General features: G+C 38.8%; 14 protein-coding genes, 1 tRNA gene, 2 rRNA genes, 1 other RNA gene and 1 other annotated feature (2 of these 19 running past the window's edge). Of the genes, 14 read left to right on the top strand and 4 right to left on the bottom strand.

Features of this window, described 5'->3' with window-relative positions:
• Both A6J74_RS16970 and rrf read left to right on the top strand, forming a co-directional pair.
• Positions 1-1358, top strand: a 23S ribosomal RNA gene (locus tag A6J74_RS16970); it begins 1564 nt to the left of the window's first position.
• A gap of 49 nt (positions 1359-1407) precedes the next feature.
• A 5S ribosomal RNA gene (gene rrf / locus A6J74_RS16965) occupies positions 1408-1523 on the top strand.
• Positions 1524-1557: 34 nt separating this feature from the next.
• On the opposite strand, the gene A6J74_RS16960 is transcribed toward rrf, so the two are convergent.
• A complete protein-coding gene (locus A6J74_RS16960; protein ID WP_000554256.1) occupies positions 1558-2559 on the bottom strand; it encodes a YaaC family protein in 1002 nt (333 codons plus the stop codon).
• A 115-nt stretch (positions 2560-2674) separates the two neighbouring features.
• Between A6J74_RS16960 and guaB the strand changes: the two genes are divergently transcribed.
• From guaB to A6J74_RS16925, 7 genes are all read left to right on the top strand, one after another.
• The gene (gene guaB / locus A6J74_RS16955) at positions 2675-4138 is read left to right on the top strand and encodes an IMP dehydrogenase (protein ID WP_000264091.1); all 1464 of its coding nucleotides are present in this window, start codon (positions 2675-2677) and stop codon (positions 4136-4138) included.
• Between the two features lie 113 nt (positions 4139-4251).
• A complete protein-coding gene (locus A6J74_RS16950) occupies positions 4252-5562 on the top strand; it encodes a serine hydrolase (protein ID WP_131202456.1) in 1311 nt (436 codons plus the stop codon).
• Between the two features lie 160 nt (positions 5563-5722).
• Positions 5723-6610 carry a pyridoxal 5'-phosphate synthase lyase subunit PdxS gene (gene pdxS / locus A6J74_RS16945; RefSeq protein ID WP_000186168.1) on the top strand — a complete coding sequence of 296 codons (888 nt, stop codon included), beginning with the start codon at positions 5723-5725 and terminating at the stop codon, positions 6608-6610.
• Positions 6611-6628: 18 nt separating this feature from the next.
• On the top strand, positions 6629-7219 hold the full coding sequence (pdxT, locus tag A6J74_RS16940; protein WP_000238778.1) for a pyridoxal 5'-phosphate synthase glutaminase subunit PdxT: 591 nt from the start codon (positions 6629-6631) through the stop codon (positions 7217-7219).
• Between the two features lie 54 nt (positions 7220-7273).
• Positions 7274-7495 (top strand) — a binding site (T-box leader).
• Between the two features lie 51 nt (positions 7496-7546).
• Positions 7547-8821, top strand: a complete 1275-nt coding sequence (serS, locus tag A6J74_RS16935) for a serine--tRNA ligase (protein WP_000884202.1) — start codon at positions 7547-7549, stop codon at positions 8819-8821.
• Between the two features lie 154 nt (positions 8822-8975).
• Positions 8976-9068 (top strand) — tRNA-Ser (locus tag A6J74_RS16930).
• A gap of 166 nt (positions 9069-9234) precedes the next feature.
• Complete coding sequence (locus tag A6J74_RS16925) at positions 9235-9627, top strand: sigma factor-like helix-turn-helix DNA-binding protein (RefSeq protein WP_000364197.1); 393 nt, start codon at positions 9235-9237, stop codon at positions 9625-9627.
• A 35-nt stretch (positions 9628-9662) separates the two neighbouring features.
• Here the strand turns inward: A6J74_RS16925 and A6J74_RS16920 are convergent, their stop codons facing one another.
• The 3 genes from A6J74_RS16920 to A6J74_RS16910 all read right to left on the bottom strand — a co-directional run bounded on the left by A6J74_RS16920 (position 9663) and on the right by A6J74_RS16910 (position 11634).
• Positions 9663-10331, bottom strand: coding sequence for a deoxynucleoside kinase (locus tag A6J74_RS16920; protein WP_001053585.1), 669 nt, complete (start codon positions 10329-10331; stop codon positions 9663-9665).
• Between the two features lie 2 nt (positions 10332-10333).
• The gene (locus A6J74_RS16915; RefSeq protein WP_000148219.1) at positions 10334-10969 is read right to left on the bottom strand and encodes a deoxynucleoside kinase; all 636 of its coding nucleotides are present in this window, start codon (positions 10967-10969) and stop codon (positions 10334-10336) included.
• A gap of 125 nt (positions 10970-11094) precedes the next feature.
• On the bottom strand, positions 11095-11634 hold the full coding sequence (locus A6J74_RS16910; RefSeq protein ID WP_000798728.1) for a cysteine hydrolase family protein: 540 nt from the start codon (positions 11632-11634) through the stop codon (positions 11095-11097).
• Between the two features lie 108 nt (positions 11635-11742).
• Here A6J74_RS16910 and tadA point away from each other — a divergent pair, with 108 nt between their 5' ends.
• From tadA to recR, 5 genes are all read left to right on the top strand, one after another.
• Positions 11743-12243 carry a tRNA adenosine(34) deaminase TadA gene (gene tadA, locus A6J74_RS16900; RefSeq protein ID WP_000434333.1) on the top strand — a complete coding sequence of 167 codons (501 nt, stop codon included), beginning with the start codon at positions 11743-11745 and terminating at the stop codon, positions 12241-12243.
• A gap of 79 nt (positions 12244-12322) precedes the next feature.
• Positions 12323-12587, top strand: an RNA gene (gene ffs / locus A6J74_RS16895) — signal recognition particle sRNA large type.
• A gap of 131 nt (positions 12588-12718) precedes the next feature.
• Positions 12719-14407 (top strand): DNA polymerase III subunit gamma/tau, encoded by a 1689-nt coding sequence (dnaX, locus tag A6J74_RS16890; protein ID WP_000121584.1) that lies wholly within the window; start codon positions 12719-12721, stop codon positions 14405-14407.
• Positions 14408-14432: 25 nt separating this feature from the next.
• On the top strand, positions 14433-14759 hold the full coding sequence (locus A6J74_RS16885; RefSeq protein WP_170957726.1) for a YbaB/EbfC family nucleoid-associated protein: 327 nt from the start codon (positions 14433-14435) through the stop codon (positions 14757-14759).
• A 14-nt stretch (positions 14760-14773) separates the two neighbouring features.
• Positions 14774-15000: the beginning of a recombination protein RecR gene (recR, locus tag A6J74_RS16880; RefSeq protein ID WP_000559167.1), read on the top strand. 370 nt of this gene lie beyond the right edge of the window; only the first 227 of its 597 coding nucleotides appear in the window; the start codon lies at positions 14774-14776; its stop codon lies beyond the right edge, outside the window.

Genomic DNA, 15000 nt, shown 5'->3' with positions numbered 1-15000 from the left:
TGAGCTGTGATGGGGAAGCTCCTTATGGAGCGAAGTCTTTGATTCCCCGCTGCCAAGAAAAGCTTCTAGCGAGATAAAAGGTGCCTGTACCGCAAACCGACACAGGTAGGCGAGGAGAGAATCCTAAGGTGTGCGAGAGAACTCTGGTTAAGGAACTCGGCAAAATGACCCCGTAACTTCGGGAGAAGGGGTGCTTTCTTAACGGAAAGCCGCAGTGAATAGGCCCAAGCGACTGTTTAGCAAAAACACAGGTCTCTGCGAAGCCGTAAGGCGAAGTATAGGGGCTGACACCTGCCCGGTGCTGGAAGGTTAAGGAGAGGGGTTAGCGTAAGCGAAGCTCTGAACTGAAGCCCCAGTAAACGGCGGCCGTAACTATAACGGTCCTAAGGTAGCGAAATTCCTTGTCGGGTAAGTTCCGACCCGCACGAAAGGTGTAACGATTTGGGCACTGTCTCAACCAGAGACTCGGTGAAATTATAGTACCTGTGAAGATGCAGGTTACCCGCGACAGGACGGAAAGACCCCGTGGAGCTTTACTGTAGCCTGATATTGAATTTTGGTACAGTTTGTACAGGATAGGCGGGAGCCATTGAAACCGGAGCGCTAGCTTCGGTGGAGGCGCTGGTGGGATACCGCCCTGACTGTATTGAAATTCTAACCTACGGGTCTTATCGACCCGGGAGACAGTGTCAGGTGGGCAGTTTGACTGGGGCGGTCGCCTCCTAAAGTGTAACGGAGGCGCCCAAAGGTTCCCTCAGAATGGTTGGAAATCATTCGTAGAGTGCAAAGGCATAAGGGAGCTTGACTGCGAGACCTACAAGTCGAGCAGGGACGAAAGTCGGGCTTAGTGATCCGGTGGTTCCGCATGGAAGGGCCATCGCTCAACGGATAAAAGCTACCCCGGGGATAACAGGCTTATCTCCCCCAAGAGTCCACATCGACGGGGAGGTTTGGCACCTCGATGTCGGCTCATCGCATCCTGGGGCTGTAGTCGGTCCCAAGGGTTGGGCTGTTCGCCCATTAAAGCGGTACGCGAGCTGGGTTCAGAACGTCGTGAGACAGTTCGGTCCCTATCCGTCGTGGGCGTAGGAAATTTGAGAGGAGCTGTCCTTAGTACGAGAGGACCGGGATGGACGCACCGCTGGTGTACCAGTTGTTCTGCCAAGGGCATAGCTGGGTAGCTATGTGCGGAAGGGATAAGTGCTGAAAGCATCTAAGCATGAAGCCCCCCTCAAGATGAGATTTCCCATAGCGTAAGCTAGTAAGATCCCTGAAAGATGATCAGGTTGATAGGTTCGAGGTGGAAGCATGGTGACATGTGGAGCTGACGAATACTAATAGATCGAGGACTTAACCATATAATATGTAGCAAATGTTATCTAGTTTTGAAGGAATATGCCTTCATAGTTTGGTGATGATGGCAGAGAGGTCACACCCGTTCCCATACCGAACACGGAAGTTAAGCTCTCTAGCGCCGATGGTAGTTGGGACCTTGTCCCTGTGAGAGTAGGACGTCGCCAAGCAACTAAAAAACACGAGTCTTTGACTCGTGTTTTTTTATTTCCCATGAAATAGATTAGATTCTGATAGTAAAAATACTGAAATATAGTAAGGTATTTTTTGGGCAGAAATATTAAGGAATTGATAAATAAATGGATAATCTTCAGATCCATAACTACCAAGTAAGTCATACCACCAATCAGTTTCATACCTAGAGATCATGCTTAAATTATAGAGCAATAAGTAATGAACGAGGAGCTCAGGTAAAATGGGTTTAGAATTTCTAGGATTAGTCGTAAGTGGTAAGTAATAAGTATTAGTAAGGTACTCATAGTATAAAGGAGTACTATACATAGGATTCCACGATTGAATAGGCGCCGAAAAAAACACATTCGATTCACTATTTTTCTCAGCTACGTGTTGTATCGATAAATGTTTACAAGTTGTTTCGATGTAACGAGAAAATCGCTCTTTAGTCATATGTAATCGATCTAATATATTGACTGAAAAGGAGAGCTCATTTTTATTTGTTGAATCGATCTTATATAAAGTCGATACTTTTTGACTATAACGAAACAAATTTTGTAATTCAGGAATATTCCCCATCAGCTCTAACATATTAAACTTCTCCGCTTCTAAGTGTTTCATGTGAAACAGTTGTTCTGCAACGTGAGTAAATAATCCGTTTTTCTGTATTTTCACCTCATCTTCTAAAAATTGATACCCCTGTTTTTTTCGTTTACGAGTTGTAACGCCATGAGCTAAAACAGTAGTTGATTCTGGGTAGTTAGGATCAATAGTTAACAAGCAAGCTTTAAATAGTTGGCTAATTCCATAAAATAACAACATTGGTTGAATCGAAAAAGGGGCCGCCTTATATAATTCGTAATAATTTTTCCCGTGTTCTAAGTAGTAAATAAAGGGATAACAGTTTTCAAAACTTTTTTTTTCAGCATCTTGTATGGAGGATTTTTCATAACAACGGGCAAGATAACGTTGTACATTTTGAGATGAAAAAAAGAAACTTAATTGCTGCCAAGTACAATGTGTTTGATGCATATATTACGCTCCTTTTATTGTCTAAAAATTCTAACATATATATACGTCCTTGACAGTATTTTAACCAATTGATAAGCTACTAATAATAATTTCTGGTATCATGGGGGGAACAATTATGTGGGAATCTAAATTTGTTAAAGAAGGTTTGACTTTTGATGATGTATTACTTGTACCAGCGAGGTCAGATATATTACCAAGAGAAGTAAGTGTTAAAACAGTTTTATCTGAAAGCTTACAGCTAAACATCCCGTTAATTAGTGCAGGAATGGATACAGTAACAGAAGCTGACATGGCTATTGCAATGGCTCGCCAAGGCGGTTTAGGAATTATTCATAAGAATATGTCTATTGAGCAACAGGCAGAGCAAGTTGATAAAGTAAAGCGCTCTGAAAGCGGCGTTATTTCAGATCCTTTCTTCTTAACTCCAGAACATCAAGTATATGATGCAGAACATCTTATGGGAAAATATCGTATCTCAGGTGTACCAGTTGTAAATAATTTAGATGAGCGAAAATTAGTTGGTATTATTACCAACCGTGATATGCGTTTCATCCAAGATTACTCAATCAAAATTTCTGACGTAATGACAAAAGAACAGTTAATTACAGCTCCAGTTGGTACTACACTGGAAGAAGCTGAAAAGATCCTACAAAAGTATAAAATTGAAAAGCTCCCTCTTGTTGATAATAACGGTGTATTACAAGGGCTTATTACAATAAAAGATATTGAAAAAGTAATTGAATTCCCAAACTCTGCTAAAGATAAGCAAGGACGCTTATTAGTTGGAGCGGCTGTTGGTGTAACGGCTGATGCTATGCTTCGTATCGATGCATTAGTAAAAGCTAGCGTAGATGCAATTGTACTTGATACAGCTCATGGGCATTCTAAAGGTGTTATTGAAAAGGTAAAAGAAGTTCGTGCGAAATATCCAGCACTAAATATTATCGCTGGAAATGTTGCTACAGCTGAAGCAACGAAAGCATTAATCGAGGCTGGTGCAAACGTAGTTAAAGTTGGTATTGGACCAGGTTCTATTTGTACGACACGCGTTGTAGCTGGTGTTGGTGTACCACAATTAACAGCAGTTTATGATTGTGCAACAGAAGCTCGTAAACACGGTATTCCAGTTATTGCTGATGGCGGTGTTAAGTACTCTGGTGATATGGTTAAAGCTTTAGCAGCAGGAGCACACGTTGTTATGCTAGGTAGTATGTTTGCTGGTGTTGCTGAAAGCCCTGGAGAAACTGAGATTTACCAAGGTCGCCAATTTAAAGTATATCGTGGTATGGGTTCTGTTGGAGCGATGGAAAAAGGAAGTAAAGATCGTTACTTCCAAGAAGGAAACAAAAAACTTGTTCCAGAAGGTATTGAAGGACGCGTACCATATAAAGGACCTTTAGCAGATACAGTTCATCAATTAGTTGGTGGATTACGTGCAGGTATGGGATATTGTGGAGCGCAGGATTTAGAATTCTTACGTGAGAATGCACAGTTCATTCGCATGTCAGGTGCTGGTTTACGTGAAAGCCACCCTCATCATGTACAAATTACAAAAGAGGCTCCAAACTACTCATTATAATGTCTTATATGTAAATAGATAGAGATTTGATATCTCTGTCTATTTTTTTTTGATTATGTTAGAATAACGGTTATGTGAGTACATAGATATTGGGGGTAGCAAAAGTGAAAGGTATGTTTTGCAAAAGATTCATGGCTTTGGTAACGGTGCTTACACTAGCTTGTAGCATGCTGTTACCATATAGCAATGCATCGGCTGAAACAGGAGCCGCTCTAAACATTGAAGCAGGTGCGGCAATTTTAGTAGAAGCGAATTCTGGGAAAATTTTATATCAAAAGAATGCAGATGAGTTATTATCAATTGCTAGTATGACAAAAATGATGAGTGAATATTTAGTTCATGAAGCAGTGGATAAAGGAAAACTTAAGTGGGATCAAAAGATTAAGGTTTCTGAATATGCGCATAAGATTTCACAGGATCGTTCATTATCAAATGTTCCACTAGAAAATGGTGGTTCTTATACGGTAAAAGAGTTATACGAAGCGATGGCGATTTATTCCGCTAATGGAGCAACAATTGCTCTAGGTGAAGCAGTGGCAGGAAAAGAAGTTAATTTTGTAAAAATGATGAATGATAAGGCAAAAGAGTTGGGATTGAAAAATTATAAATTTGTAAATTCTACAGGCCTAACGAACAAAGATTTAAAAGGACAGCATCCCGAAGGAACAACACCGGATGAAGAAAATAAAATGTCTGCAAGGGACGTCGCAATTTTAGCACAACATCTTATTAAGGATTATCCCAAAACATTAGATACAGCAAAAATCCCTAAAAAAGTATTCCAAGAGGGCGGAAAATACCCGATTAATATGGATAACTGGAATTGGATGTTAAAAGGTTTAGTTAAGCAATACGATGGCGTAGACGGCCTGAAAACAGGATCAACTCCAGAAGCCGGTGATTGCTTCACTGGTACGGTTGAAAGAAACGGTATGCGTTTTATTTCTGTAGTTATTAAAACAAGTTCTCATACAGCACGTTTTGATGAAACGAAGAAGTTATATGATTATGGATTTGCTAACTTTGAAATGAAGCAAATGTATAAAAAAGATTCTTCAGTAAAAGGACAAGAAACAGTAAGAGTAGAAAATGCAAAAGATAAAGATGTAGCGGTTCAAACAAAACAAGTTGTTTCACTTCCAGTGCCAAAAGGAAGTAAAGATGTTTATAAAACAGAATTTAAAGAAGCAAGTAAGGGACAAGAAGCACCTATTAAAAAGGGTGTTGCACTTGGTCAGATGGTAATTACACCAAAAGATACGAATGACCCTGGATTTTTATCTGGTAAGTCATTACAAGTAGATCTTGTAACAACATCAGCAGTGGAAGAAGCAAACTGGTTTACTCGTTCTATGCGCGGAATCGGCTCTTTCTTTAGTGGTATATGGAATAGTGCTGTTGATACAGTAAAAGGTTGGTTTTAAAAGCTCCTCATTGTAGGAGCTTTTTCTTATTCCCATTTTTCATACCTACTTTATGAAAAAGTAGTAGACAAGCATCTGATAGTTAATGGTAGAATGTAAGAGTATTCTTAATTTTCGCCTTTAACGGGGGAAAGCAATTCACCTAGGGGGGTTTTTGTACATGACAAATGTAACAGGGACAGAACGTGTAAAACGTGGAATGGCAGAAATGCAAAAAGGCGGCGTTATTATGGACGTAGTTAACGCTGAACAAGCAAGGATTGCAGAAGAAGCAGGCGCAGTTGCCGTTATGGCATTAGAGCGTGTACCAGCAGATATTCGTGCAGCAGGTGGCGTTTCTCGTATGGCAGACCCAACGATTGTTGAAGAAGTTATGGGTGCGGTGTCAATTCCGGTTATGGCAAAATGCCGTATCGGTCATCTTGTAGAAGCACGTGTATTAGAATCATTAGGGGTAGACTATATCGATGAGAGTGAAGTATTAACTCCTGCTGATGAAGTATACCATTTAAATAAACGTGATTACACAGTTCCGTTTGTATGTGGTTGCCGTGATATCGGAGAAGCTGCACGTCGTATTGCAGAAGGTGCATCTATGCTTCGTACAAAAGGTGAGCCAGGAACAGGAAACATTGTAGAGGCAGTGCGTCATATGCGCCAAGTCAATGCAGAAATCCGTCAAGTTGCAAGTCTACGTGAAGATGAGTTAATGACATATGCAAAAAATACTGGTGCTCCTTATGAAGTACTACTTGAAATTAAACGCCTTGGTCGCTTGCCAGTTGTAAACTTTGCAGCAGGTGGTGTAGCAACACCAGCAGATGCAGCGTTAATGATGCAACTTGGTGCTGATGGTGTATTTGTTGGATCTGGTATCTTCAAATCAGAGAACCCAGAGAAATTTGCACGTGCAATCGTTGAAGCGACGACTCATTATGAAGATTACGAACTAATTGCAAGCCTTTCTAAAGGATTGGGTAATGCAATGAAAGGTGTCGAAATTTCAACGTTATTACCAGAACAACGCATGCAAGAGCGTGGATGGTAATTGAAGGAGAACTTTAAAATGGTGAAAATCGGTGTACTAGGTCTTCAAGGTGCAGTTCGTGAGCATGTAAAATCAGTTGAAGCAAGTGGTGCAGAAGCTGTTGTTGTAAAGCGTATAGAGCAACTTGAAGAGATTGATGGTTTTATTTTACCAGGCGGTGAAAGTACAACAATGCGTCGTCTTATTGATAAGTATGCTTTCATGGAACCACTTCGTACATTTGCGAAGTCTGGTAAACCAATGTTTGGTACATGTGCAGGTATGATTCTTCTTGCGAAAACACTTATTGGCTATGAAGAAGCACATATTGGTGCTATGGATATTACAGTTGAACGCAATGCGTTTGGACGCCAAAAAGATAGTTTTGAAGCCGCACTTTCAATGAAAGGTGTGGGGGAAGACTTTATTGGTGTATTTATCCGTGCTCCGTATGTTGTAGATGTTGCTGATAACGTTGAAGTACTTTCTAAGCACGGCGATCGAATGGTAGCGGTAAGACAAGATCAGTTTTTAGCTGCTTCATTCCATCCGGAATTAACGGATGATCATCGTGTGACAGCATACTTTGTCGAAATGGTAAAAGAAGCTAAAATGAAAAAAGTTGTGTAAGTAACTTGCAACTTGTATAAGATTATAGTAAATTGATGGTAACAATTTTATAAAATAAGCGTGTTGATAGGAAGTAGTAACAAATGTCGTTTCTTATAGAGAGTCGATGGTTGGTGGAAATCGATAGAAACAGTTTGTGAATCCATCCTGGAATGGAATGTGGAATATCTTTATGATTAGTAAACATTCCCGGTGAAGAGCCGTTATTTCTACTTGAGAGGAAAGTAGAAATGCTTTCAACTAGGGTGGCAACGCGGGTTAACTCCCGTCCCTTTGTATAGGGACGGGAGTTTTTTGTATTTTATAAAATAAAAGGAGGAGTATATAATGCTTGATATTAAATTATTACGTACAAACTTTGAAGAAGTAAAAGCAAAATTGCAGCATAGAGGCGAAGATTTAACGGAGTTTGGTCGTTTTGAAGAGCTTGATACGAGAAGAAGAGAATTACTTGTTCAAACAGAAGAACTAAAAAGTAAACGTAACGAAGTGTCTCAACAAATTTCAGTATTAAAGCGTGAAAAGAAAGATGCAGAAGCTTTAATTTTAGAAATGCGTGAAGTTGGAGAAAAAGTAAAAGATCTTGATAATGAACTTCGTACAGTTGAAGAAGACTTAGAAAGATTAATGTTATCTATTCCAAATATTCCTCATGAATCTGCTCCAGTTGGTGAAACAGAGGATGATAATGTAGTAGCGCGTACTTGGGGAGAAGTGAAGGAATTTGCTTTTGAACCAAAACCACATTGGGATCTTGCTACAGATTTAGGAGTTTTAGATTTTGAGCGTGCTGGGAAAGTAACAGGAAGCCGCTTCGTATTTTACAAAGGTGCAGGCGCAAGATTAGAGCGTGCTTTAATTAGTTTTATGCTTGATCTTCATACTGACGAGCATGGATATGAAGAAGTGTTACCTCCGTATATGGTAAACCGTGCAAGTATGACAGGAACAGGACAACTTCCGAAGTTTGAAGAAGATGCATTCCGTATTGAAAGTGAAGATTACTTCTTAATTCCAACAGCAGAAGTACCTGTAACGAATATGCATCGTGATGAGATTTTAAATAAAGAGCAATTGCCTATAAGATATGCTGCATTTAGCTCTTGCTTCCGTTCTGAAGCAGGTTCAGCTGGTCGCGATACACGTGGTTTAATTCGCCAACATCAGTTCAATAAAGTAGAGCTTGTGAAGTTCGTAAAACCAGAAGATTCTTATGAAGAGTTAGAAAAATTAACAAATGATGCAGAACGCGTGTTACAATTATTAGAGTTGCCATATCGCGTTATGAGCATGTGCACAGGCGATTTAGGATTTACAGCAGCGAAGAAATACGATATTGAAGTATGGATTCCAAGCTATGGCACATATCGTGAAATTTCTTCTTGTAGTAATTTTGAAGCTTTCCAAGCGAGACGTGCAAATATCCGTTTCCGCCGTGAGCCAAACGGAAAACCAGAACATGTTCATACATTAAATGGATCTGGTCTTGCAATTGGACGTACGGTTGCAGCTATTTTAGAGAACTACCAACAAGAAGATGGTACAATTATAATTCCAGAAGTTCTTCGCCCTTATATGGGAGGAAAAACAGTTATTAAGTAAATTTAAACATTCATCGGTATGAGTGATTGGTAATTATGAGCGTTGTCAGTACTGTAATGTAGGAGGGGGAAAGTAAAATTTTCCTTTCCTCATAATTTATTTTAGTAGGGTTGACTAACTGTTTTTCTTTTGATATTATATTTGATGTCAATATGGAGGTATACCCAAGTCTGGCTGAAGGGATCGGTCTTGAAAACCGACAGGCGGCGAGAGTCGCGCGGGGGTTCGAATCCCTCTACCTCCTCCAGATATAATTGACAACAGCGCATATAAGTGGAGATTGGAGAACTCGTTACCAACACGTAACGAGTTTTTATTTTAAAACCAATCATAAAGTATGGTGTAAGGCGATTTTGTCCTTATTACACACTCATATTCCGATGATTATCTTCATAGATATGAAAGGAGTCAACATGGATCTTATTATACAAACGTTTCCTTTAGATGGAAAAACTTTATATTATGTACAATGTCCTGTCTGTAAGAACAATAGAATTTTAAACAGTGGTGCAAATGTATCGCGCATTATAAGCGATGATACATTCCGTAAACTTTGTGGTTGTACTTGTGATGTAAAGCAAGCTACGACAAAAGTAGAGGCGCCAAAAAAGGTTGAAAAACCAGCTGTAAAGAAAGAAGCAGCTCCAAAACGTACAGGTAAAGTATTAACGGCAGTGATTAACGGGAAAGAAATGACTGTTAAAGAGATTGCTGAAACATATGACATTAGTACAAGTACTGTTCGTCAGCGTATTAACGCTGGAAAACCTGAGAGTGAAATTATTGCTCCAACAAAGAAGAAGTAATTTAATAGGAAAACCCGTGCATATGCACGGGTTTTTTATTTTACAAGTTTACGTGTTTGTTTTAAGAAATGGCCAATTTTTTTAATGATTGGTTCGATTGAATCGCCATCTTTTAAAATATCGTATTCATTAATGTTTAATCGTAAAACAGGGCATGAATTGAAGTTGTTAATCCAGTTTTCGTAACGTCCGTGCATCTCTTTCCAATACTCAATTGGTGTTTGCTGCTCCATCGGGCGTCCGCGTTCTTGAATACGGTCTACAATATCATCGAAAGAACCTTCTAAGTAAATTAATAAGTCTGGATGAGGGAAGTAAGGAGTCATGACCATAGCATCAAATAAACCTTTGTATGTTTCATAATCAGTTTCCGTCATTGTACCTTTTTCATGATGCATCTTTGCGAAAATTCCAGTGTCTTCATAGATAGAACGGTCTTGAACAAAACCACCACCGTATTCAAAAATTCTCTTTTGTTCTTTAAATCGTTCTGCTAAGAAGTATACTTGCAAGTGGAAGCTCCAGCGTGTGAAATCGGCATAGAACTTGTCCAAATATGGATTAGAATCTACTTTTTCAAATGATGTGCGATAACCTAAAGCGTTAGCTAGTGCAGTTGTCATAGTTGATTTTCCGACACCTACTGTTCCAGCGATAGTAATTACTGCATCATTCGGTATATCATATTTTTGCCTTAAATTCATTATTATTTCGACTCCTTTAAGAGAGTATTTTGAAGGGCGGATAGGATGACGTTTAAATCATCGGGATTTTGTACAAAATCCATATCATCTCCGTTAAATTTCAACACTGGGATATCTGGATGGTCCTTTTTAAAAGTATCCATTGCTGTTTCGTAATCTTTTGTGAGCTGTAGTAAGTAATTTGGATCCATATTTTTTTCGAATTCTCTTCCGCGCATTGCGATTCGTTTTTGTAATGTTTCCAGGCTAGCTGTTAAATAAACGATGACATTTGGTACAGGCATATCTTGTGTAAGGATACGATAGATTTGCATGTATTTGTCATATTGAGAATCTTTTAATGTACGGGATGCGAAAATTAAATTTTTAAATATATGATAATCTGCTACTACTGGCTTCCTTTGATTCAAATACTTTATGTTAATGTCTTCTAGTTGTTTGTATCTATTACAAAGAAAGAACATCTCTGTTTGAAAACTCCATTCGTCGATGTCTTCATAGAACTTTCCTAAAAAAGGGTTTTCATCAACAATCTCTTTTAGTAAGTGGAGTTGCATGTGAGTTGAAATTTCCTTCGCAAGTGAAGTTTTTCCAACACCAATTGGTCCTTCAACCGTGATAAATGGTACTCCGGTCACGCTGTTTCCTCCTTTCAATCAGTGATTTGCCGTGACTACTAAAAACACAAAACAGAATTATTGTAGCACAAGAGGGAAGCGAGCGGGTTAATTTGATATAAAAAGTTAGAAAATAGATATATGTATTAATTAATTTTTATTTGAGATGACGGTATTATATTTGCTTTCAATGTAGCTTCCATTATTTTTAAAGCATGCAGATTGTCCTGATCATTGTTAGAGGCAATGCAATCCTGTGGTACATACAGTGTATAATTTCTCATATGAGCATCGTTAGCAGTAAATAGGATACATATATTTCCGGCAACTCCTGTTAATATCAGATTTTCTATTTTTAAATAGCCCAATAAAGAATTCAAAGGCGTTTCATAAAAAGCAGAGTAATGTGGTTTAATAAAAATGTAATCATCAGAATGTGGAGCAATCTTATGAATTATATTTTCACTATACTCATTTGTACAATGAGTAATCAGTTGGTCAATATCAGATCTCCAAAGTTGATAATGGTCATTAACATAAATTATGGGATAGCCGAAGGCTTTCATTGTTTTCTTTAATTGTAAAATAGGATTTGTTATAGTTTCGCATTTTTTTGCCAGGATGGGCCCGTGGGAAAATTGAAAGTCATTAATCATATCAATAATGAGCAAAGCAGTGTTTTTCATATGTAATCCCCTCTCTTTTTCTTTTAGGGTGGATTGAATTTATAAAAGTTATCCCACGTGTAGTAAATGGAAAAAGGTTTATTTTATTTGTGATGAAAGGACTAGGTTATGGAACAAGATCAAGATATTTATTTTATGCAACTAGCGATAGAAGAGGCTAAAAAGGCAGAGGAAATACAAGAAGTACCAATTGGTGCAGTCATAGTGTTAGATGGTGAGGTAATTAGTGTCGCTCATAATTTAAGGGAAACTGAGCAACGATCAATCGCTCATGCCGAGTTGTTAGCGATTGATGAAGCTTGCAAAAAGCTAGGGACATGGCGTTTAGAAGATGCAACGTTATATGTAACCTTAGAGCCCTGTCCAATGTGTGCGGGTGGAATTGTTTTATCACGAGTGAAGCGAGTTGTATATGGTGCAAGTGATCCGAAGGGCGGATGTGCAGGAACATTAATGAATCTTTTAACAGATGAACGTTTTAATCATCAATGTGAAGTAGTCACTGGTGTATTAGAAGAAGAGTGCGGTACGTTGCTAACAAACTTTTTTAGAGAGCTTCGTAAAAAAAGAAAAGCGATAAAAAAATTAGAGAAAAGTAACGAAAATTAACGCATTTGCATTTTATAAAAAAACAAGTTATACTGATAATGCCTTTAATGAAGGCAACCGAATATTGGTTTTAACTTTGCCGTGCTAAGCGGGGAGGTAGCGGTGCCCTATACTCGCAATCCGCTCTAGCGAGGCCGAATCCCTTCTCGAGGTTATGTTGCTGTAAGGTCTGCCTTAAGTAAGTGGTGTTGACGTTTGGGTCCTGCGCAACGGGACCCCGTGAACCTTGTCAGGTCCGGAAGGAAGCAGCAATAAGCGGGTTTTCTCGTGTGCCGCAGGAGTGCCTGAACCGAGCTAACTGCTTGAGTAACGCTTATGGTACGTAATCGACAGAAGGTGCACGGCAGTTATATATGTATACAAAACTCACCTTGATACAAGGTGGGTTTTTTGTATGGAAAATAACTTTTGGAATCTATAAACAGAATGGGTTATAATATATAAGATAATAACCTTTGAGGGAGGCCGTATTTTCGTGTCATACCAAGCGTTATACCGAACATGGAGACCGCAAAAGTTCGAAGATGTAGTCGGTCAAAAGCACGTAACAAAAACGTTGCAAAATGCCCTTCTTCAAGAGAAAGTTTCACATGCTTATTTATTTTCTGGTCCGAGGGGAACAGGAAAAACGACGATTGCAAAAGTATTTGCAAAAGCAATTAACTGTGAACATGCTCCGGTAGCTGAACCTTGTAATGAATGTCCTTCTTGTTTAGGAATTACACAAGGATCTATTTCAGATGTATTAGAAATTGATGCGGCTTCAAATAACGGTGTAGATGAAATTCGAGATATAAGAGATAAAGTAAAATATGCTCCAAGTGCTGTAGAATATAAAGTATACATTATCGATGAGGTTCACATGCTTTCGATGGGTGCCTTTAATGCTCTTCTAAAAACTTTAGAAGAGCCACCAGGACATGTTATCTTTATTTTAGCGACAACAGAACCACATAAGATTCCACCTACGATTATTTCGAGATGTCAGCGATTTGAATTCCGAAAAATATCAGTAAATGATATTGTTGAGAGATTATCGACGGTTGTGACAAATGAGGGTACGCAAGTAGAAGAGGAAGCACTACAAATTGTTGCTCGTGCTGCCGAGGGTGGTATGCGTGATGCACTTAGCCTTATTGATCAGGCTATATCTTATAGTGATGATGCAGTTACGACAGAAGATGTTTTAGCTGTAACAGGCTCTGTTTCTCAGCAATATTTAGGTAACCTAGTAGAATGTATACGTGAAAATGATGTATCAAGAGCATTACGTATCATAGATGAGATGATGAGTAAAGGGAAGGATCCAGTTCGATTTATGGAAGATTTCATTTACTATTATCGTGATATGCTTTTATATCAAACTTCACCACAACTAGAACATATGTTGGAACGAGTAATTGTAGATGATCAATTCCGCATGTTAAGTGAAGAAATGCAGCCGGAAGTAATCTATGAGATTATTCATAGTCTTAGTAAAGGGCAACAAGAGATGAAGTGGACAAACCATCCACGAATTTTCTTAGAAGTTGTGATGGTACAACTGTGTCAGCAGTTTATGATGCAAGCAAACGGTGCAGATCGTTTACAAGCGGTTATGAACAGAATGCAGCAACTGGAGAAAGAATTAGAACAAGTTAAAAAGAATGGTGTACCAGCTGGCGTGCAACCTGAAGTAAGAGAGACGCGTGCAACACCAAAACCAATGCGAACGGGAAGTATGAAAATTCCTGTTGGACGTGTAAATGAAGTGTTGAAGCAGGCGAAGCGTCAAGAATTAGAACAATTGAAAGCCGTATGGGGTGAGTTGTTAGGAAGACTCAAATCGTATAACAAAGTGGCATTTGCTGTTTTATTAGAAAATAGTGAGCCAGTAGCGGCTTCAGATGATACTTATGTGTTAGCATTTCAATATGAGATTCATTGTAAAATGGCGAGTGAAAATCGTGAAGCAATGGATACGCTGGAACAAATTCTTTTTGAATTGCTAAGTAAAAAGTTAAATATGATTGCTATCCCGAAAAGTGAATGGGGTAAAATTCGTGAGGACTTTTTACAACGCGAAGGCGGGGATTCTGAAGAAAGCCCAGAGCAAAAAGAAGATCCTCTCATAGAAGAAGCAGTAAAATTAGTAGGGCAAGAACTTATTGAAATAAAAGAATAACTATTATTAGGAGGAATTAAATATGATGCGTGGCGGAATGGGAAATATGAATAACATGATGAAACAAATGCAAAAGATGCAAAAAGACATGGCAAAAGCACAGGAAGAGCTTGGTGAAAAAACGGTTGAAGGTACAGCTGGCGGTGGAATGGTTTCTGTAATTGCAAATGGCCATAAGCAAGTTCTTGAAGTGAAAATTAAAGAAGAAGTTGTAGATCCAGAAGATATCGAAATGTTACAAGATTTAGTGCTAGCTGCAACGAACGATGCACTTAAAAAGGTTGATGAACTTTCAAATTCTACAATGGGTAAATTTACAAAAGGCTTAAACTTACCAGGTGGAATGTTCTAGGAGGATATTGATATATGCATTATCCAGAGCCAATATCAAAATTAATCGATAGTTTTATGAAATTGCCAGGAATCGGACCGAAAACAGCGGTTCGATTGGCATTTTTCGTATTAGATATGAAAGAAGACGATGTGTTAGGTTTTGCGAAAGCACTTGTGAATGCGAAGCGAGATCTAGCGTATTGTTCTGTATGCGGACATATTACTGACCGTGATCCTTGTTATATTTGTGATGATTCACA

The sequence above is a fragment of the Bacillus sp. FDAARGOS_235 genome (genome assembly GCF_002073415.2).
Lineage (GTDB): Bacteria > Bacillota > Bacilli > Bacillales > Bacillaceae_G > Bacillus_A > Bacillus_A toyonensis.
This window is presented reverse-complemented; position numbering and strand designations above follow the sequence as displayed.

Coding starts and splice junctions, on each gene's coding strand:
- A6J74_RS16960 (WP_000554256.1), bottom strand. CDS start 2,559: ATGCATCAAACACATTGTACTTGGCAGCAATTAAGTTTCTTTTTTTCA.
- guaB (WP_000264091.1), top strand. CDS start 2,675: ATGTGGGAATCTAAATTTGTTAAAGAAGGTTTGACTTTTGATGATGTA.
- A6J74_RS16950 (WP_131202456.1), top strand. CDS start 4,252: ATGTTTTGCAAAAGATTCATGGCTTTGGTAACGGTGCTTACACTAGCT.
- pdxS (WP_000186168.1), top strand. CDS start 5,723: ATGACAAATGTAACAGGGACAGAACGTGTAAAACGTGGAATGGCAGAA.
- pdxT (WP_000238778.1), top strand. CDS start 6,629: ATGGTGAAAATCGGTGTACTAGGTCTTCAAGGTGCAGTTCGTGAGCAT.
- serS (WP_000884202.1), top strand. CDS start 7,547: ATGCTTGATATTAAATTATTACGTACAAACTTTGAAGAAGTAAAAGCA.
- A6J74_RS16925 (WP_000364197.1), top strand. CDS start 9,235: ATGGATCTTATTATACAAACGTTTCCTTTAGATGGAAAAACTTTATAT.
- A6J74_RS16920 (WP_001053585.1), bottom strand. CDS start 10,331: ATGAATTTAAGGCAAAAATATGATATACCGAATGATGCAGTAATTACT.
- A6J74_RS16910 (WP_000798728.1), bottom strand. CDS start 11,634: ATGAAAAACACTGCTTTGCTCATTATTGATATGATTAATGACTTTCAA.
- tadA (WP_000434333.1), top strand. CDS start 11,743: ATGGAACAAGATCAAGATATTTATTTTATGCAACTAGCGATAGAAGAG.
- A6J74_RS16885 (WP_170957726.1), top strand. CDS start 14,433: ATGCGTGGCGGAATGGGAAATATGAATAACATGATGAAACAAATGCAA.